This is a genomic window from Actinomadura madurae (genome assembly GCF_047130825.1).
In the GTDB taxonomy this organism is placed as follows: Bacteria; Actinomycetota; Actinomycetes; order Streptosporangiales; family Streptosporangiaceae; genus Spirillospora; species Spirillospora madurae.
Map to the genome: position 1 here is coordinate 8,883,026 of NZ_CP083237.1, position 18,021 is coordinate 8,901,046.

Here is an 18,021-nt window from a genome sequence, read left to right on the forward strand (position 1 = left end):
CGTGTGACGGCGAGCACCCCGGAGCAGGACGAGGCCCGGCGGACGGCCGAGGAGGGCCCCGCGGGGTCCCGCCAGGTCCGGCGGAGGCTGACGTTCGGCGTCGCCGGCGACCTCGCCGACATGCCCGCCGCGCTGTCGCCCTGGCAGCGCGCCTACGAGGCCTGGCGCGCCGCCGGGCTGGCCTGGGGGCACGGGGCACCGCCGCGGGAGCGCGCGCCGAAGGCCGGGAGCCTCAACGCCGTCCGCCTGGAGTCCCCGCCCGAGACGGCGGACGCCCCCGCCCCGCGCCCGGCGAAGGCGAAGCCCGCCAAGCCGAGCAAGCCGAGCAAGCCCGCGAAGCCCGCGCCCGCGCCGCGGCGGACCGCGAAGGCGAAGCCCGACCCGGGCGACGTCCTGGTCGCCGGGCCGCCGAAGCCGAAGCCGGCCCCGGCGATGCGGACGGGCCTCTCCCGGCGCCTGCGCGTCCGGGCGGCGGTCGGGGCCGGGGTGCTCGCGGTCGCCGGCGGCGCGATCGTCGTCGCGTCCCAGGGCGACGGCGGGCCGGACGGGCCGAGCGTCCCCGCTCCGATCGCCGCGGACGCGCTGTTCGCGCCCGACCCCGAGGCGACGGCCGACGGGCTCGTCCAGGACCTCACCACCGTCGCCTCCGCCGGCGCGGCGGTCGTCGCCGCGGGCACCGAGGGCGACGGGGTCCCCGGCCGGGAGCGGGCCCGGTTCCTCGTCTCCGCCGACGCGGGCCGCACCTGGTCGCTCGCGACGCCGCGCGCCGCGGGCGGCGCCGCGCCGCCGGCCGGCGAGGTCCCGCGCCTGGTCTCCGGCGGAGACGGCCGCTGGGTCGCGCTCGGCCGCTCGCCCGGCGGCGGCGTCGTGGCCTGGACGAGCGACGACGCCAGGACCTGGACCCGCCGCCCGGTCACCGCGGGCTTCACCCCGTCCGACCAGGTGACCGACCTGGCCCGCACCGGCCGGGGCTTCGTGGCCGTGGGCGCGTCCGGCGGCCGCGCCGTCGCCTGGAGCTCGGCGGACGGCCGCGCGTGGCAGCGCGTCGACGGCGGCCTCAAGGGCATCCTCGGCCTCGACCGCGTGGCGGCGTCCGGGAACGTGGTGCTGGCGCACGGGACGTACTCCCGGAAGATCACCGCCAAGCGCGGCAAGAAGAAGGTCACGCGGACCGTGCGCGCCGGCGGCATCTGGCGGTCCGCGGACGGCGGCCGGACGTGGGCGCTCGTCACCGTCCCGCAGACGCAGGGCTCGTACGGGGCCACGAAGGGCCTGACGGCCGGTCCGGGCGGGTTCGCGACCGTCCGCGAGGGCAGGCGCACGACCGGCCGCAAGAAGAACCGCAAGACCACGCGGTTCGGGGTGCTGTTCACCTCGCCGGACGGGAAGACGTGGCGGGTCGCGAGCAGGTTCGGCGGGTACGGCATCGACCGGTTCGACGGCACGCCGGCCGGCCTCGCGGTCATCGTCCGCGGCGCCAAGGGCGCGCACACCGTGCTGCGCAGCGCCGACGGCCGCACCTGGCAGCCCGGCGGGAGCATCCCGGCACCGGTGGACAGCAGCGGGCTGACGGTCGCCGGCGGGCGGGTCGCCGTCACCGGACGGCAGGGCGACGACGCCTACCTGTTCGGCGTGGACCTCCGCACGGTGCCGGGCGCCGTCCACCCCGAACGCTCGATCAGCTCGCTCGCGACGGCCCCGGGCCTGGCGGTCGCGGTGGGCAGCACCAACGGCGGCACCGCGATCTGGACGGCCCCCGACGGCCGCTCGTGGACGCGGGCCCAGTTCCCCGGCACCGGCGGGCGGCTCGCGGACGCCGTCCGCGGCGACCGCGGCTGGCTGGCCGTCGGCCGCGTCTCCGGTGCCTCGCCCGGCCCCCTCGCGATGACCTCGCAGGACGGGCTGGCCTGGCAGAAGGCGCCGTTCCCCGGAGGGCCGCCGCCGGTCGCCGCCGCCGCGGGCCCGTCCGGCTACGTCGCGGTCGGGACCGGCGTCGCCTGGCGCTCGGCCGACCTGCGGACCTGGCGGCGCGCGGCCCTCGACGGGGCCCCGGCCGACGTCACCGCGACCGGCCGCAACCTCGTCGCCGTCGGCGGCCGGGGCAAGGCAGCCGCGGCCTGGACGTCCCCCGACGGCGCCGCGTGGACGCCGGCGAAGCTCCCGCCCGGCCTCACCGCCCCGCTCACGCAGGTCGCGGCCAGGGGCGGCACGCTGGTGGCGATCGCCGGCGGCGCGCCGGGCGACGCCGTCGCGCTGGTCTCCACCGACGCCGGCGCGACCTGGACGCGGCGGGTCCTCGGCCCCGGCCTCACCGCCACCGCCGTCGCGCCGACCCCGCGGGGATTCGCGGTGGCCGCGGTCTCGAACGGGAAGGCGGCCGTCCTGACGTCCCGCGACGGCTCGGCCTGGCGCCGCCTCGACGTCCCGGGGCTCGCGGGCGACGGCGCCCAGCGGCTGACCGCCCTCACCACGGTGGGGCCGGATCTCCTCGCCACCGGGACCAGCGGCGAGACACCGATCCTCTGGCGCGCCCCCGTTCCGGAGTGAGGGCGCCGGCGCGGGTCAGCCGTTGCAGCCGCAGGAGCATCCCTTCGGGCAGGAGCATCCGCCGCCGTGTCCGCAGTTGCAGTCCTTTTTCGTCATGAGCGGACGGTAACGTCCGGTGCACTCTGCGGTCTATGACCGGAGCGCGACGTGCACCTGTCGCCGGAGGCACGGGCCGTCCCGTGGCGGGGACGGGACGGCCCGTGCCCGGCTTCCGGGCGCTCAGAAGTCGATGTGGAAGTCCACGCCCAGCAGGACGAGGACCCACAGGAAGACGGCCAGCAGGGCGCTGACGATGCGCTGGACCAGGCCTTCGTCGATGTAGCCGCGGTCCCACGCGATGAACACGCCGATGATGATGTAGATGAGCCCGACCAGGCTGATGTGCGGTCGGTATCGGGTCGCCATGGGGGGCGTCTCCTCCAGCCGGGGGTGTGACGATCGATGGCTGCCCCGCCCGTCCGGAGGAAAACACCGGAGGCGTTGGGGGACCTGCCGCGCCGATCTTTTCGGCACCGCCCAAATCCGGTGAGGTGTTTATTTCCCTGACATGGCGATGCGCACGACCGTCGGGTCGCGCTCGCCGGCCCGGTCGGCGAACTCCGCGCTGCGGTGCACCACGTCGAACTCGTGCCGCCGCCGGTGCAGCGACGCGCTGAGCATGATGTGGTCGAGGTCCTCGGAGTTCCCCGCGGTCACCGCCGTGTAGCGGTCGCCTGCGGGCAGCTCCGCGGAGAGGTCGGCGAGCCCCGCCCCCTTGGCCAGGGTCTGGACGGGGATGGACGCCGCCCGGTCGTTGAGGTCGCCCGCCACGATCACGTTCGCGTTCGCGTCCACCCTCCGGACGGAGTTCACGAACCGCGCGACGACGCGGGCCTGCGCGTCGCGGCGCCACGCGGTGGGCTGGGACGGCGGCTGGTTGCGCCCGAAGAGCGGCTGGTCGTCGCCGGTCCGCGGGAACCACTGGTTGGCGATGACGATGAGGCGCCGGCCCTGCCAGGTCAGCTCCCCTGCGAGCGGCTTGCGGGTGCCGGCCCACGCGGTGTCGCGCGGCGCGATCCGGCCCGGGCTGAGCGTGAGCCCGGCCGTGCCGCCGCGCGCGACGGCCCGGACCGAGGTCACGGCCGGGTCGGGCTGCTCGGGCGGCTCGTCCGGGAGCGGCTCGGACGGGGAGGGGCGGTCGACGAACGCCAGGCCGCGGTCGGTGCGGAACAGGAAGCCGACCCGGTCGTTGGCGCCCTTGCGGCCGCCGTCCTCGTTGTCGCGCGGGTCGACCGAGCGCCAGTCGTAGGCGGGACCGCCCGCCGCGCTGATCGCGGTGATGAGCTGCGCGACGGTCTGGTCGTCGGCGACGGTGCCGTCGTCGTCCGGTCCGCTGTTGTCGCCGAGCCCGGTCACCGCGACGAGGTCGGGGGAGCGCAGGCCCGCCACGATGTCGCGGGCCACGGCGTCGAACCGCGCGGGCGGCGCGTCGGGGTTCAGCCCGTTCAGCGCGGTGGTGGCGACGGCCATCTCGCCGGGGCGCTGCGGCCGGGTCGCCTCGCGCGCCGGCCCGCCGGGGACGCGCCGCGGTGACGCGGTGAGCAGCAGCCGGTAGTCGCCGTAGGAGTAGTCGAGGACGCCATCGTTCGGGCCGGGCAGCCGGTCGCCGACGTTCGCGGCGGGGATCGGGGCGAGCGCGTCGTCGAGGATGACCCGCTCGGGGTTGGCGTCGCCGTCGCGCAGGAGGATGCCGCCGCGCGCCGTCCGCGCCCGCGCCCCGGCGCCGCCGGCGGGTAGGACGGGCAGCTCGCCGTCGAGGGTGGGGCCGGCCGCGACGGCGTCGTCGACGCGGACCCGCATGCCTTCGAGGGCCTCGTAGAAGTCGATGGCGTCGTGGCGGGGGTCGAACGCGCCGCCCCGCTCGACGTTCCCCCGCCCGCGCTCGATCACGGCGCCCGGGGGGCGGAGCCCGCGCGGGCCGAGCGCGGCGGGCGCCGGGAGCGGCGCGCCGTGCGCGCCGACGGCCGTCGCGGTGGCGTCGATCTCCGTCCGGGTCAGCCCGCCGGACGTTCCGCCGCCGGGGCGGAACTCGCTGACCCTGCCGTCCACGCGGACGGAGTCGCCGACGCGGGCCTTGGGCGCGGTCCGGGTGAAGACGAAGACGCCCTCGGACGTCGCGTGGCTGCGGTCGGGGTGCGGGTCCTGCATCCAGAAGCCGTTGACGGTCAGCGCCGTCACGACGCCGGGGACCCCGGACACGGCGCGGCCCTTCAGCGGCGAGATGTGCGCGGCGCCCTGGATGTCGCGGATGCGCGGCGAGGGGGCCGCGGCGTGCGCCGCGGGGGCGGCGAGCAGCGGCGCGGCCAGCGCCGCCGCGGCCAGGAGCGCGCCCAGACCGTGCACCACTTACGCTCCATGACCGACTCGGAGTCCGAACGAACGACAAGGATGATACGCCGGTGCGACCGTGCGGCGTGCCGTCCCGGGATGGGCGCGGTTTGCGGGACGGCACGCCGCAGGCTCGGGGGCCGGGAAGCGGCGCGGTCGGGCTACTCCTCCAGCGTCAGCGCGGCCTTCGGGCACGACCGGACCGCGTGCCGGACGCGGTCCTGCTCCCCGGGCGGGACGTCCGGCTTCAGGATCACCAGCTCGTCGTCGTCGGTGAGGTCGAAGACCTCGGGGGCGAGCCCGACGCACACGGCGTTCGCCTCGCACACCAGCGGGTCGACCCGTACATTCATCGCCTTCTCCGTTCACGATTCCCGGTGAGCGCCGCGGTGCCGGGGCCTGGCCACCGCGCCCGCCAACCTACCGAACACGGTTCGGGAAGGTTCTTGTGCACCCGGAAAGTAGAACACGTTCCAGTCTGGTGGGGCAAGCCATCCTGGACACAGCACGACTCATCCGGACGATGTTGGACATGGCGCCCGCGAGGTAAGGTGCCCCGGACAGAGGAGATCGATGACCGACACCAAGGCGTCCACCCCCGCGGGGACGACCGCCGCGCCCGCCCCGGCGATGCCCGCCGACCTGCGGCGGGTCGCCCGCGCCGCCAAGGGCTTCATGCCGGAGGAGGAGGGCCTCGCGCTGTACGAGACGGCCCTGCTCTACGGGGCCCGCCTCGCCGCGGCCGGGCCCATGCTGGAGGTCGGCACCTACTGCGGGAAGTCCGCCGTCTACCTGGGCGCCGCCGCCCGGACGGCGGGAACGGTCCTGGTCACCGTCGACCACCACCACGGCTCCGAGGAGAACCAGGCGGGCTGGGAGCACCACGACCCGTCCCTGGTCGACCCGAGCACCGGCCGGATGGACACGCTGCCCACCTTCCGCAAGACGATCGGCTACGCGGGCCTGGAGGACGAGGTCGTCGCCATCGTCGGGCAGTCGCGCACCGTCTCGGCCTTCTGGCGGGCGCCCCTGGCGCTGCTGTTCATCGACGGCGGGCACGCCGAGGAGCACGCGCAGGGCGACTACGAGGGCTGGGCGCCGCACGTCGCCGTCGGCGGAGCCCTCGTGATCCACGACGTCTTCCCCGACCCGCGGGACGGCGGGCAGCCGCCCTACCACGTCTACCTTCGGGCCTTGGAGAGCGGAGCGTTCGAGGAACGGCGGGTGGAAGGGTCGCTGCGCGTCCTGGAAAGGGTCGCCGGCACCGACCCCCTCACGCCGTCCGCCTGACGCCTCTCAGACGCCGCTGAGCCGCCCCACGCGGGCGCCTCACACGCGGTTGGCGACCGCGACCAGCGCGCACCCGCACGCCAGCGGGTCGGACGCCTCCGACGGCCCGAGCGGCCGTCCCGCGATCTCCTTGAACAGCCGGGAGCCGGGGGACGCGCCCGCCAGCGCGTCCGCCGCCAGGACGACCGCCGCCGCCGTGTAGGTGGAGCGGTCCCCGGGGAAGTGCCGCTCGTTCTCGAACTGCCAGCCCGTCCAGTACGAGCCGTCCTCGTGCCGGAGGTGCTGGATCGTGGCGAACAGCTCCAGCGCGCGGTCGCGGTCGCCCGCCGCGTCCAGCGCCAGCACCAGCTCGCAGCTCTCCGCCGCCGTCACCCACGGCTGGTCGGACACGCACCGGCACCCGAGGCCCGGCACGACGAAGGCGTCCCACTGCTCCTCGAACCGGCGGGCCGCGTCCGCGCCGCGCACCGGGCCGCCGAGCACCGGGTAGTACCAGTCCATCGACCAGCGGCTCTTGTCGGCGAACGCCTCCGGATGCGCGGCCACCACGTGCCCGAGCTGGTCGGCGGCGAGCTCCCACTCCGGCTGGTGCTCGCCGAGGTGCTCGGCCAGCGCCACCGCGCAGCGCAGCGACTGGTAGATGGACGAGCAGCCGGTCAGCAGCGCGTGGTCGGACGGCTCGCCGTCCTCGTGCCGGATCCAGATGATCTCGCCGCGCCGGGTCTGCAGCCCGAGCGTGAAGTCGATCGCCCGCCGGACCGCCGGCCACATGTGCCGCGCGAAGCGCTCGTCGCCGGTGGTGAGCAGCTCGTGCCAGACGCCGACCGCGACGTAGGCGGCGTGGTTGGACTCGCCGCCCGGCTCGGTGACCTCGCCGAGCACCCACTTCGCGGGCCACGACCCGTCCGGCCGCTGGACGCCCCGCAGCCACTCGTACGCCCGCCGGGCCTCCGCGCCGAGACCGGCGACCGACAGCGCCATCGCCGCCTCGACGTGGTTCCAGGCGTCCACGTGGCCGGGGACGCCGCCGGTCGGGGAGAACCACGGGATGGCGCCGGACGCCTCCTGCTGCGCCGCGATGCTCCGCGCCGTCGCGACGATCTCGTCCGTCGTGAGGATTCCGGGGACTGCGGGCGGCGCGGTCTCAGACCGCATCCGCCGTCTCCCTGGCCGGGGCCGCGGGCGTGCCGGGGACCGCGGGCTTGGCGGAGTAGACGACGACGCTCTTGCCGATCAGCGGGTTCATCACGCGCTCGGCGAGCCGGGTGGCGAGCGGCCGCTTCATGATGTCCCACACGAGGATCTGGTGGTAGGCCTTGGCCAGGGGGTTGCCGTCGTTGTCCACGCCCACCGCGCACTTGATCCACCAGTACGGCGCGTGCAGGCCGTGCGCGTGGTGGTGGCCGCCGATCCTGAAGCCGGTCGACTTCAGCTTGGCCTCCAGCTCGGCGCGCGTGTAGATCCGCACGTGCCCGCCCGGGGCCGTGTGGTAGTCCTCCGACAGCGCCCAGCACACCCGCTCGGGCAGCCAGCTCGGCACCGTCACCGCGAGCCTTCCGCCCGGCTTCAGGACGCGCAGCAGCTCGCGCATCGCCCGCATGTCGTCGGGGATGTGCTCCAGCACCTCGGACGCGATGATCGCGTCGAAGCGGTCGTCGGGGAACGGCAGGTCGAGCGCGTCACCCTGGACGGTCTCGGCGGTCGCGTCCGCGGGCACCTCGCCTTCGAGGCGCATGGCCCCGAACATCGTCTCGACGCCGGCCAGCTCGCCGGCGTCCTGGTCGAAGGCCACGACGTGCGCCCCCCGGCGGTACAGCTCGAAGGCGTGCCGTCCGGCGCCGCATCCCATGTCGAGGACGCGGTCTCCGGGGGAGACGCGGAACCGCTGGAAATCCACGGTCAGCAGGGTCGTGCTCCTTCCGTACAGGGGCCGCCGGGAGGGCGCTCCCTCACTTGCCCCCGGCGGCGAGCCGCCGGTAGTTCTGCTGGGCGATCGCGGCCCGGTAGTGCTCGACGGTGGCCTGCGCCACCGCGGGCCAGGCGAACCGCTGCTGGACGCGGGCGAGACCGGCGGCGCCCGCCCGCGCGCGCTCCCCGGCGGAGTCGTGCAGGCGGTGCAGGGTCGCGGCCAGCTCCTCCACGTCGCCGGGCTGGACGAGGATCCCGGCGTCGCCGACGACCTCGGGCAGCGCGCCGGCGCGGCTGGCGACGAGCGGCGTCCCGGACGCCATGTGCTCCACGGCCGGCAGCGAGAACCCCTCGTAGCGGGACGGGACGACGGCGGTCTCCGCGGACGCGAGCAGCTCGCCGAGCTCCGCGTCGCCGATGCCGCTGACGAACCGGACGCGGTCGCCGAGGGCCAGCTCGCGGACGAGCTTGTCGGTCGGCCCGTCCTTCTGCGGCCGGCTCACGACGATCACGTGGACGTCCCGCTCGGTGGCGACCTTGGCGACCGCGCGCAGCAGCACGTCCACGCCCTTGATCGGCGCGTCCGCGCTGGCCATCGCGACGATCCGGCCCGGGACGCGCTCCCCGCGCGGGTGGAAGATCCGGGTGTCGACGCCGAGCGGCAGGATCTCGATGTCGCGCGGGTCGACCTTGAAGTCCTTGACGATGTCGACCTTGGAGGACTCCGACACCGTGAGGACCGGGCCGATCCGCCGGGACACCTGCGACTGCATGCCGACGAACCCGTACCAGCGGAGCTTGCCGAGCTTCTGCTTGATCCCGCGGGCGGCCTCGATCTCGATCCGCCGGTCGACGCTGATCGGGTGGTGGATGCTGGTCACCAGGGGCAGCCCGAGCCGGGCGATGCCGAGGTTGCCGAGGCCGAGGACCTGGTTGTCGTGCACGACGTCGAAGTCGCGGCGGCGCCGGCGCAGCAGCCGCAGCGCGCGCAGGCTGAACGTCAGCGGCTCGGGGAAGCCGCCGGTCTTCATGTGCGCGAACTCCAGGACGTCCAGCCAGTCGCGGAACTCGCGGAGCGCGGGGGTGCGGAACGGGTCCTCGTCGCGGTACAGGTCCAGGCTCGGGAGCTTGGTGAGGGCGATCTCCTCGCGGTCGAGCTCGGGGTACGGCTGGCCCGAGACGACCTCGACGGTGTGCCCGAGATCGACCAGTTCCCGGCTCAGATGCCGGAGGTAGACGCCCTGCCCGCCGCAGTGCGGCTTGCTCCGGTACGAGAGCAGGGCCACCCGCAACGGGCCGCCCGCCTCGCCTGCCTCACCCACGCCAGGCCCTGTTCACGCACCACTCCCGTCAGTCGAGGGACGCCGGTCGCACGCGCACCGGCATCTCCTTTATGCCGTTGATGAAACTAGACCTTAGCCTGCGTACGTTACCGCTGAGTTCAATATTGGGCATGGCGTCCAAAAGTGTTTCGAAGAGCACACTCAGCTCAAGTCGGGCAAGGTGCGAGCCCAGGCAGAAGTGGGGCCCTCCGCCGCCGAATCCGAGGTGCGGGTTCGGGTCCCGTCCCACGTCGAAGGCGTACGGGTCGGCGAACACGGCCTCGTCGCGGTTGGCGGACGAGTAGAGGACGACGACCTTGTCGCCCTCCTTGATCTTCTTGCCGCCGAGCTCGGTGTCCTGGACGGCCGTCCGGCGGAACAGGTTGACCGGCGTGACCCAGCGGACGATCTCGTCCGCGGCCGTGCGGACCAGGGACCGGTCCTCCCTGAGCCGCGCCCACTGCTCCGGATGCTCCAGCAGCGCGAGCATGCCGCCGGTCGCCGCGTTGCGGGTCGTCTCGTTCCCGGCGACCGACAGCAGCATGACGAACAGCTCGAACTCGTCCCCGGTCAGGACCTCGCCGTCCGCGTCCGGCTGGAGCAGCTTGGTGACGATGTCGTCGCGGGGGTTCTCCCGCCGGTCGGCGGCCAGGACGTTGGCGTAGGCGTACAGCTCGGTCGCCGCGGCCTGGCCCTCCTCCGGCGTGCGCTGGAACTCCGGGTCGTCCCCGCCGATCAGGGTGTTCGACCAGTGGAAGATCTTCTCCCGGTCCTCCGGCGGCGCGCCCAGCAGCTCGCAGATGACGTACAGGGGCAGCGGCGCCGCCAGGTCGCGGACGAAGTCGGCGTCCTCGCCCCGCTCGGCGGTCTCGGTGACCAGCGTCCGGCAGATGTCGCGGATGTGCTCCGCCAGCGCGCCGATGGCGCGCGGCGTGAAGCCCCGGTTGACGATGCTCCGCTTGCGCGAGTGCTCCGGCGGGTCCTGGTTGAGCATCATCATCCGCTGCAGGACGAGATGATCCTCCGGCGGCTCGTCGAAGAGCGCGAGCCGCCGCCAGGACGAGAAGACCTCCGGATGCCGCGACACGTGGACGACGTCCTCGTGCCGCGTGACCGCCCAGAACGGCGGGTAGTCCCGCTCCGGATCGCCGTGGTGCCAGTGCACCGGCTCGTGCTCGCGCAGCCACGCCAGCTGCTCGTGCGGGATGCCGCCGCGCTCGTACGCGCCGGGATCGACCAGTTCGATGTCGGGGGTGGTGGTCATCGCCTCGAACCTCCTCGTCCGGAGTGATGGGCGCCGTCAACCTCCAAGGGGAGCCGAGGGCGTGAACCGCACCGGGATCTCCTTGTAGCCGTTGACGAAGTTGGACCGCAGCCGGCGCGGCTCGCCGGCGAGCCGGATGTCGGGCATCCGCTCCAGGATCGTCTCGAAGACGATCCGCAGGTTCATCCGGGCGAGGTGGGTGCCGAGGCAGTAGTGCGGGCCGCCGCCGCCGAAGCCGAGGTGCGGGTTCGGGTCGCGGCCCACGTCGAAGGAGAAGGGGTTCTCGAACACCCGCTCGTCCATGTTGGCGGACCCGTAGAACAGCACCACCTTGTCGCCCTTCTTGATCTCCTTGCCGCCGAGCTCGGTGTCGGCGAGGGCCGTCCGGCGGAACTGGTTGATCGGGCTGACCCAGCGGACGATCTCCTCGACCGCCTTCGGCAGCAGGCTCCGGTCCGCCCTCAGCCGCTCCCACTGGTCCGGCCGCTCGAAGAAGGCGAGCATCCCGCCGGCGGTCGCGGTCCGGGTCGTCTCGTTCCCCGCGATCGACAGCATGATGATGAACAGCTGGAACTCCTCCAGGCTGATCGTGTCGCCGTCCGCGTCGGGCTGCAGCAGCTTGGTCACGATGTCGTCGCGCGGCGTGGACGCGCGCGCCGCGGCGAGCCGCCCGCCCCACTCGGCGAACTCGGCGGCGCACAGCGTCGACTCCTCGCGGCCCTCGATGAACTCGGGGTCGTTGAACGCGACGAGCTTGTTCGACCAGTGGAAGATCCTCTCCCGGTCCTCCAGCGGGGCGCCCAGCAGCTCGCAGATCGTGTACAGGGGCAGCGGCGCCGCGAACTTCTCCACGAAGTCGCACTCGCCGAGCGGCGCGGCCTCGTCGATCAGCTCGTTGCAGATCCGCCGGATGTGGTCCTGCAGCCGCCCGATCATCCGCGGGGTGAAGCCCTTGTTCACCATGGACCGCAGCCGCGTGTGGTCCGGCGGGTCCTGGAACAGCATCATCTGCCCGTAGAGCGCGATGTCCTCGTCGGCGAACTCCTCGAACATCGCCGACCGCACGTGCGAGGAGTACGGGTCGGCACGCCGCGACACCGCGACGACGTCCTCGTGCCGTGTGATCGCCCAGAAACCGGGGACCCCCTCGTTGGGGTCCTGGTGCCAGTGCACGGGATCGTTGTCGCGCAGCCACTGGAACTGCCGGTGCGGGATGCCCCCGCGCTCGTACACGCCGGGGTCGATGATGTCGATCTCGGGAGCTCGGAAGGCCCGGTGGGCGGAGACGGGAGACGTCGCGAGTGCCATGGAAGATCCTTCGTGCCGGGGTGGAGACCACACGAGGCGAACAGGCCGTTTGAGCGCTTGCTTGGGTGCACGCACCTAGAACAGGTTCTAACATGAGACTCCAGTCTCATCAAGGCCCCGGAGCCGGAGTGACGCATGCCGCATCCGGCCCGCGCCCCCTCGTCCCGCCTGGTCCGGGGCGGTAGGATCCCGGACGTGCTGCAGTCGCTCTTTCTCTGATCGGACTCCGGACGGCCCGCCCCTCGCGCCGAGCGAGCCGCGGGCGGTCTGACGCCTGCCATTCGCCCTCGCACTGGGCGAGTCAGCTCGAAGGCACGCTCCCGTACCGCGGTCGCCCGCGCGACGGTCGAAGCGTGCCTGCGTCCGGAGGAAGAATGACCGTCTCCATCACCCTGCCCGCACGCGCGCGGGCACAGCTCACCGCCGAGGGGATCCGCGTCGCCCGCGGTGGGCGGACCGTCCTCGACGGCCTGACCATGACCGTCTCACCGCGGTCCCGCTGGGGCGTCGTCGGCGAGAACGGCCGCGGCAAGACGACCCTGCTGCACGTGCTGAGCGGAGCGCTCGCGCCCGACGAGGGCGAGGTGCGGCGCGTCGGCACGTTCGGCATCGCCGAGCAGAACATGCCCGCCGGCGAGAGCGCCACGGTCGGCGACGCCGTCGACCGGGAACTCGCGGACGCGCGGGCCGCGCTGCGCGCCCTCGACGCGGCCACCGGCGCCCTGACCGACGGACGTCCCGGCGCGGACGAGGACTACGCGGCGGCCCTCGACGCGGCGGAGGCGCTCGGCGCCTGGGACGCCGACCGCCGCGTCGACCTCGCCCTGCGGAACCTGGGGGCCGTCACCGACCGCGCCCGCGGGCTGCGGGAGCTGTCGGTGGGGGAGCGCTACCGCGTCCGCCTCGCCTGCCTGCTCGGGGCCGAGCACGACTTCCTGCTCCTCGACGAGCCGACGAACCACCTGGACGCGGCGGGCCTGGCGTTCCTCACCGAGAGGCTGCGCGGGCACCCGGGCGGGATCGTCCTCGTCAGCCACGACCGCGCGCTGCTGGAGGACGTCGCGACCACCGTCCTCGACCTCGACCCGAGCCCGGACGGGCGCCCGCGCGTCCACGGAGACGGGTTCGCCGGGTATCGGGAGGGCCGCGAGGCCGAGCTGCGGCGGTGGGAGGCCGAGTACGAGCGGCAGCGGGCCGAGCATGTGCGCCTCTCCCGCGACCTGTCCGAGGCGCGGAACCGGCTCGTGACCGGGTGGCGGCCGGACAAGGGCACCGGAAAGCACCAGCGGGCCACGCGCGCCCCCGCGCTCGTCCGCTCCGTCCACCGCAGGCGCGACGAGCTGGAGCGGCACGCGGTGACGGCGCCGGAGCCGCCGCGGCGCTTCGGGATGCCGGATCTTCCGGCGCGTCCGGGCGTCCTGCTGGCCGCCGACGGCGTGCGCGTGGACGGCCGGCTGCGCCGGGAGGCGACGCTGTCCCTGGAGGCCGGCTCCCGCGTGGTCGTCACCGGGCCCAACGGCGCGGGCAAGTCGACCCTGCTGGGCGTGCTCGCCGGGCGGCTCGCGCCGACGGCCGGGACGGCGCGCCGCGCGCCCGGCGTGCGGGCCGGCCTGCTCGCCCAGGAGTCGCCGCCGGCGGACGGACGCCGTGCCCGCGACGTGTTCGCCGCACATGTGGGGCGGCTGATCACGACGGGCGCCGTCGCCGAGGACGAGACCGTCTCCGAGGCGGCGCTGGGCCTGCTGTCGTCCGGGGAGCTGGGGAAGAGGGTGCGCGAACTGTCGATGGGGCAGCGGCGCCGGCTGGACCTGGCGATGGTGCTGGCGGCCCGCCCGCACGTCCTCCTACTGGACGAGCCGACGAACCACCTGTCGATCGCACTCGTGGACGAGCTGACCGAGGCCCTCCACGCGACCCCGGCCGCGGTCGTCCTGGCGACCCATGACCGGCGGCTCCAGCGCGACACCGCGGGCTGGCCGCGGCTGGACCTCGGTGGTCAGCGCAGGACGTAGCGGAGCGGGTCGTCGGTGCCCTCGCGGCGGGCCACCGCCCGCGTCTCCAAGGTGCGGATGTGGGCGGCGGCCTCCGCGGCGGCCATGCGGCGGGCCTGCTGGGCCATGTCCGCCCACGGGTGGCGCCAGGTGAGGCCCGCCGTGAGGTCCCACAGCGTGATGGGGCTGGACGACAGGAGCGCCGCCACCTCGGCGAGGCGCTCCTCGTGGTGGGTGATGATCTCGCGGGCGCGGGCGGACAGCCCGCTGAAGCGGAACTGGTGGGCGGGCAGGACCTCCTCCACCGACATCGCGGACACCTTGTCCAGTGACCCGAGGAAGTCGCTGAGCGGGTCGATGTCCGGGGTGTCGTACGGGTAGAGGCCGATGTGCGGGGTGATGCGGGGCAGGACGTGGTCGCCGGTGAAGATGCGGTCGTCGTCCTCCAGGTGCAGGCAGATGTGCCCGGGGGAGTGGCCCGGCGTCCAGACCGCGCGGAGCCGGCGGCCGGGCAGGTCGACCAGGTCGCCGTCGGACAGCTCGCGGTCGGGGATCGCGGGCGGGGCGACCCGGGTCTGCTGGCTCGGGCCGCTCAGCTCCGACTCGGCCGCGCCGGCGCGGCGCAGCGCGGTCAGCTCGAACGCGCGGCGGCCGCCCTGGCCGACCTGGTGGAAGAGCCGGACGATGCCGGCGTCCGCGTGGTGCATGGCGATCCAGGCGCCGGACGCCTCCCGGACGCGGCCGGCGAGGCCCGAATGGTCGGGGTGGAAGTGGGTGACGACCACGCCGTGCACGTCGGCGACGTCGATCCCGAACGTGCCGAGGCCGTCGCGCAGGGCCGTCCAGGCGTCCTCGTGGTGCCAGCCCGCGTCGATCAGGACGGGCCCCCGCGGGCTCTCCACCGCGTACACGAGGGTGTAGGCGAGGGGGTTGTCCGGGATGGGGACGGGAACGCTCCACAGCCCGCCGCCGAGATCTTCAGGTTCCGGCTGCACCGAGACCGCCTTTCGCGCCTGTCAGGGGTCGAGGCCCCGGCGAGGACCGCCGGGGCCGATGTCCAGGATGCCCGCTCAGATCCGCTCGATGACCGAGGCCGTGGAGAGGGCGCCGCCCGCGCACATCGTGACGAGGGCCGTGCCGGCGTCGCGGCGCTCCAGCTCGTGCAGCGCGGTGGTGATCAGCCGGGCGCCGGTGGCGCCGACGGGGTGGCCGATGGCGATGGCGCCGCCGTTGACGTTGACCCGGTCCATGTCCGGCTTGTGGACCGACGCCCACGACAGCACGATCGACGCGAACGCCTCGTTGATCTCGGTGATGTCGATGTCGTTCATCGTCATGCCGGACTTGCGCAGCACGCGCTCGGTCGCCTGGACCGGGCCGTCGAGGTGGTAGTACGGCTCGCCGCCGACGAGGGCCTGCGTCCTGACGCGGGCGCGGGGCCGCAGGCCGAGGGCCCTGGCCTTCTCCTCCGACATCAGCAGGACGGCGGCGGCGCCGTCGGAGATCTGCGAGGACGTGCCCGCGGTGTGCAGCGCGTCCGGCATCACGGGCTTCAGCCCGGCGAGCCCGTCGGCGGTCGTCTCGCGCAGGCCCTGGTCGCGGGTGACCTCGCGGGTCTCCCCGGTGACGTTGCCCTCGGCGTCCAGGACGGGGGCCGTGATCGGGGCGACCTCCCGGTCGAACCGGCCGTCCGCCCACGCCTTGGCGGCGAGCTGCTGGGAGCGGGCGCCGAACGCGTCGAGGTCGGCGCGGGTGATGCCGCGGCGGGCGGCGATCCGCTCGGCCGCCTCGAACTGGTTCGGCATGTCCAGCGACCAGTCGTCCGGGCGCGGGTTGGCGGGCAGCACGTTGGAGCCGAGCGGGGCGCGGCTCATCACCTCGACGCCGCAGCCGATCGCGACGTCCACGACCCCGGCCGCGATCTGGGACGCGGCGAGGTGCACGCCCTGCTGCGACGACCCGCACTGCGCGTCGATCGTGGTGACGCCGGTCTGCCACGGCAGCCCGGCGTACAGCCAGGAGTAGCGGCCGATGTGGCCGCCCTGCTCACCGGCCTGCGTGACGCAGCCCGCGAAGACCTGCTCCACCTCGGCGGCGTCGATGCCGGAGCGGCCGACGACGGCGTTCAGCGCATGCGCGAGGACGGCCATCGGCTTCAGGCCCGCCATCCAGCCGTTGCGCTTCCCGAGCGGCGTGCGCACCGCCTCGACGATCACCGGGGTACCCATGCGGTCTCCTTCTAGAACGCGATTCGCCTTCGACTGTAACGTGTTCTAACTTTCCCGGGGAAGGCCGGTCCCGGTGAAAGGGATCCGCGCCGGGGCGCGGGCGGCGGCCGTGAATCGCCCCTGTGGGCACCCGGACGCGTCCATTAGCCTGGGGTGCGACGATCCCCCGCGCCGGAGGGCCCCCATGGCCGCAGATTTCGACGATCCCGTGTTCGACGAGGACTTCGTCAGGAGCGCGGTCTTCACCGAGCCGTCCGCCCGCGAGCGGGCCCGCCCGCCGGGCCGGCGCGAGCGGCGGCGGTCCCGCAGGGCCGCCCGGCGGGCCGCGGGCGGCCGGTTCCGCCGCCGCGGCCGGGAGACGAGCCACCGCATGGCCGTGTTCCAGCTGATCGGGGCCGTGCTGGTGCTGCTGGCGATCTCCATCGCGCTCTGGTGGTGGAACTCGGCGCCGCGCGCCGAGGAGCCGGCCCCGCCGGTCGGCCCGACGATCACCCACTCCCCGGCGCCCGCCCCGGCGCCGACGGGTCCGGCGCCGACCGGCCCGGCGACGCAGGCGCCGCCGACCGGCATCCCCGAGATCTAGGCGAGCCGCACCCGCAGCTCGGCGTACGCCGGGACGAGCACCCGCCGGGCGGGGCGCCGGGAGACGATCCGGTACGGCCGGCCGCCCGACAGCAGCGTCCCCAGCATCCGCGCGACCTGCACCCGCGCGACCGCCGCGCCGAGGCAGAGGTGGCGGCCGCCGCCGAACCACAGCTGCCGCGTCTCGGGCACGTATCCGCGGTGGACGTCGAACGGACCGGCGCCGTTGGTGGCCCGGTGGACCAGCAGCAGGACGCGCTCGCCCGCGCGGAGCCGCCGGCCGCCGACCGTCGCGTCCCGGGCCACGTGCCGCCCGATCAGCGGGGCGGGGGCGGCGACGCGCAGGCCCTCGCGGACGGCGGCGTCCATGAGCGACGGGTCGTCCAGCAGCGCCCGCTGCCGGCCGGTGTCGTGCAGCAGCGCCGCGGTCCGGGCGGTCCCGGAGGCGCCGGTCTCCGTTCCGGCGATCACCAGCAGGGTCGCCAGGCCGCGGCTCAGCGGCAGGCCGAGGCCCATCGCGCGGCACCGGCCGAGGAGGGTGTCCGGCCCCGCCGTGCGGTAGGCGTCCGGGACGGCGGCGGTGAGCCCGGCCACGATCGCGCGGGCCCGCGCGAGCACGGCCGGGTCGAGGTCGGTGGACGCGGTGGTGCCGAGCGCGAGCCGGGCCAGCCGCTCCCCGGCGGCGAACAGCTCGCGGCAGGCGTCGTCGGACCGGCCGGCGGGAAGCCCGAGCAGGTCGGCGACCATCCGCCCGGACAGGACGCGGGCGGCGTCGGCGACGTCCACGTCGGCGCCGGCGGTGAGGCGGCCGGCGAGCGCGGCGTGGGAGGCGCCCTGGGAACGTTCCACCAGGGTCCGCGCGGCGTCCTCGGTGAACAGGTCCCGGACGCCGGTGCGGATCTCCGCGTGCCGCGCGCCGCTGAAGAAGCGGCCCATCTCCTCCCCGAACAGCTGCGTCCACAGGTGGCCGACGCCGCCCTCGCCGGTCATGCCGAAACCGGCGTGGTCGTTCAGCACGTGCCGTGCCAGGACGGGATCGGTCACCACCCACCCGAGCCTGGGGACGCAAGTGATCGGGCCCGTGTGGCGCGCCGCCTCCAGGAGAGCGAACAGCGCGGGGTTCGCGGCCCACAGCAGCCGCGCCTCGTGCCGGTCCGCGATCTTCATGCTGGTCATCCGGCGATTCTGGCGGGTGGCGGACCGGGACGGAAACG

The 18,021-nt window shown here is 74.8% G+C and carries 15 protein-coding genes; 4 read left to right on the forward strand and 11 right to left on the reverse strand.

Annotated features, from left to right (window positions below):
• Positions 1-3: 3 nt before the first annotated feature.
• A complete protein-coding gene (locus tag K8Z49_RS41530; protein WP_412516748.1) occupies positions 4-2,547 on the forward strand; it encodes a hypothetical protein in 2,544 nt (847 codons plus the stop codon).
• Between the two features lie 219 nt (positions 2,548-2,766).
• Here the strand turns inward: K8Z49_RS41530 and K8Z49_RS41535 are convergent, their stop codons facing one another.
• The 3 genes from K8Z49_RS41535 to K8Z49_RS41545 form a co-directional block, all read right to left on the reverse strand.
• Positions 2,767-2,952, reverse strand: a complete 186-nt coding sequence (locus K8Z49_RS41535) for a hypothetical protein (protein ID WP_021600335.1) — start codon at positions 2,950-2,952, stop codon at positions 2,767-2,769.
• A 129-nt stretch (positions 2,953-3,081) separates the two neighbouring features.
• Complete coding sequence (locus tag K8Z49_RS41540) at positions 3,082-4,932, reverse strand: endonuclease/exonuclease/phosphatase family protein (protein WP_244938689.1); 1,851 nt, start codon at positions 4,930-4,932, stop codon at positions 3,082-3,084.
• 143 nt (positions 4,933-5,075) lie between these two features.
• A complete protein-coding gene (locus K8Z49_RS41545; RefSeq protein WP_021598630.1) occupies positions 5,076-5,267 on the reverse strand; it encodes a ferredoxin in 192 nt (63 codons plus the stop codon).
• A 220-nt stretch (positions 5,268-5,487) separates the two neighbouring features.
• Between K8Z49_RS41545 and K8Z49_RS41550 the strand changes: the two genes are divergently transcribed.
• The gene (locus K8Z49_RS41550; RefSeq protein WP_021598631.1) at positions 5,488-6,204 is read left to right on the forward strand and encodes a class I SAM-dependent methyltransferase; all 717 of its coding nucleotides are present in this window, start codon (positions 5,488-5,490) and stop codon (positions 6,202-6,204) included.
• A gap of 39 nt (positions 6,205-6,243) precedes the next feature.
• On the opposite strand, the gene K8Z49_RS41555 is transcribed toward K8Z49_RS41550, so the two are convergent.
• From K8Z49_RS41555 to K8Z49_RS41575, 5 genes are read right to left on the reverse strand one after another with little or no spacing between them, the layout of a single operon-like run.
• The gene (locus K8Z49_RS41555; RefSeq protein WP_021598632.1) at positions 6,244-7,359 is read right to left on the reverse strand and encodes a prenyltransferase; all 1,116 of its coding nucleotides are present in this window, start codon (positions 7,357-7,359) and stop codon (positions 6,244-6,246) included.
• Positions 7,349-8,110, reverse strand: a complete 762-nt coding sequence (locus tag K8Z49_RS41560) for a class I SAM-dependent methyltransferase (protein WP_412521270.1) — start codon at positions 8,108-8,110, stop codon at positions 7,349-7,351. Before K8Z49_RS41560 ends, K8Z49_RS41555 begins: the two co-directional genes overlap by 11 nt.
• Before the next feature lie 43 nt (positions 8,111-8,153).
• Positions 8,154-9,434: a glycosyltransferase family 4 protein gene (locus tag K8Z49_RS41565; protein WP_021598634.1), complete on the reverse strand. Its 1,281-nt coding sequence runs from the start codon at positions 9,432-9,434 to the stop codon at positions 8,154-8,156.
• Positions 9,435-9,462: 28 nt separating this feature from the next.
• Complete coding sequence (locus K8Z49_RS41570) at positions 9,463-10,698, reverse strand: cytochrome P450 (RefSeq protein ID WP_412516749.1); 1,236 nt, start codon at positions 10,696-10,698, stop codon at positions 9,463-9,465.
• 36 nt (positions 10,699-10,734) lie between these two features.
• Positions 10,735-12,006, reverse strand: a complete 1,272-nt coding sequence (locus K8Z49_RS41575; protein ID WP_021598636.1) for a cytochrome P450 — start codon at positions 12,004-12,006, stop codon at positions 10,735-10,737.
• Between the two features lie 374 nt (positions 12,007-12,380).
• Here K8Z49_RS41575 and K8Z49_RS41580 point away from each other — a divergent pair, with 374 nt between their 5' ends.
• Positions 12,381-14,018 (forward strand): ABC-F family ATP-binding cassette domain-containing protein, encoded by a 1,638-nt coding sequence (locus tag K8Z49_RS41580; protein ID WP_412516750.1) that lies wholly within the window; start codon positions 12,381-12,383, stop codon positions 14,016-14,018.
• Here the strand turns inward: K8Z49_RS41580 and K8Z49_RS41585 are convergent.
• Together K8Z49_RS41585 and K8Z49_RS41590 are read right to left on the reverse strand one after the other, a co-directional pair.
• On the reverse strand, positions 14,003-14,992 hold the full coding sequence (locus K8Z49_RS41585) for an MBL fold metallo-hydrolase (protein ID WP_021600210.1): 990 nt from the start codon (positions 14,990-14,992) through the stop codon (positions 14,003-14,005). The genes K8Z49_RS41580 and K8Z49_RS41585 overlap by 16 nt on opposite strands.
• A gap of 75 nt (positions 14,993-15,067) precedes the next feature.
• Positions 15,068-16,225, reverse strand: coding sequence for a steroid 3-ketoacyl-CoA thiolase (locus K8Z49_RS41590; protein WP_412516751.1), 1,158 nt, complete (start codon positions 16,223-16,225; stop codon positions 15,068-15,070).
• Positions 16,226-16,409: 184 nt separating this feature from the next.
• Here K8Z49_RS41590 and K8Z49_RS41595 point away from each other — a divergent pair, with 184 nt between their 5' ends.
• Positions 16,410-16,808 (forward strand): hypothetical protein, encoded by a 399-nt coding sequence (locus tag K8Z49_RS41595; protein WP_024936322.1) that lies wholly within the window; start codon positions 16,410-16,412, stop codon positions 16,806-16,808.
• Here K8Z49_RS41595 and K8Z49_RS41600 read toward each other — a convergent pair.
• The gene (locus K8Z49_RS41600; protein WP_033333646.1) at positions 16,805-17,983 is read right to left on the reverse strand and encodes a cytochrome P450; all 1,179 of its coding nucleotides are present in this window, start codon (positions 17,981-17,983) and stop codon (positions 16,805-16,807) included. The genes K8Z49_RS41595 and K8Z49_RS41600 overlap by 4 nt on opposite strands.
• Between the last annotated feature and the right edge of the window lie 38 nt (positions 17,984-18,021).

Bases quoted from the DNA above. Each gene is read 5' to 3' on its own strand.
- K8Z49_RS41590 (WP_412516751.1), bottom strand. From the start codon at position 16,225: ATGGGTACCCCGGTGATCGTCGAGGCGGTGCGCACGCCGCTCGGGAAG.
- K8Z49_RS41580 (WP_412516750.1), top strand. From the start codon at position 12,381: ATGACCGTCTCCATCACCCTGCCCGCACGCGCGCGGGCACAGCTCACC.
- K8Z49_RS41535 (WP_021600335.1), bottom strand. From the start codon at position 2,952: ATGGCGACCCGATACCGACCGCACATCAGCCTGGTCGGGCTCATCTAC.
- K8Z49_RS41570 (WP_412516749.1), bottom strand. From the start codon at position 10,698: ATGACCACCACCCCCGACATCGAACTGGTCGATCCCGGCGCGTACGAG.
- K8Z49_RS41575 (WP_021598636.1), bottom strand. From the start codon at position 12,006: ATGGCACTCGCGACGTCTCCCGTCTCCGCCCACCGGGCCTTCCGAGCT.
- K8Z49_RS41555 (WP_021598632.1), bottom strand. From the start codon at position 7,359: ATGCGGTCTGAGACCGCGCCGCCCGCAGTCCCCGGAATCCTCACGACG.
- K8Z49_RS41550 (WP_021598631.1), top strand. From the start codon at position 5,488: ATGACCGACACCAAGGCGTCCACCCCCGCGGGGACGACCGCCGCGCCC.
- K8Z49_RS41595 (WP_024936322.1), top strand. From the start codon at position 16,410: ATGGCCGCAGATTTCGACGATCCCGTGTTCGACGAGGACTTCGTCAGG.
- K8Z49_RS41600 (WP_033333646.1), bottom strand. From the start codon at position 17,983: ATGACCAGCATGAAGATCGCGGACCGGCACGAGGCGCGGCTGCTGTGG.
- K8Z49_RS41545 (WP_021598630.1), bottom strand. From the start codon at position 5,267: ATGAATGTACGGGTCGACCCGCTGGTGTGCGAGGCGAACGCCGTGTGC.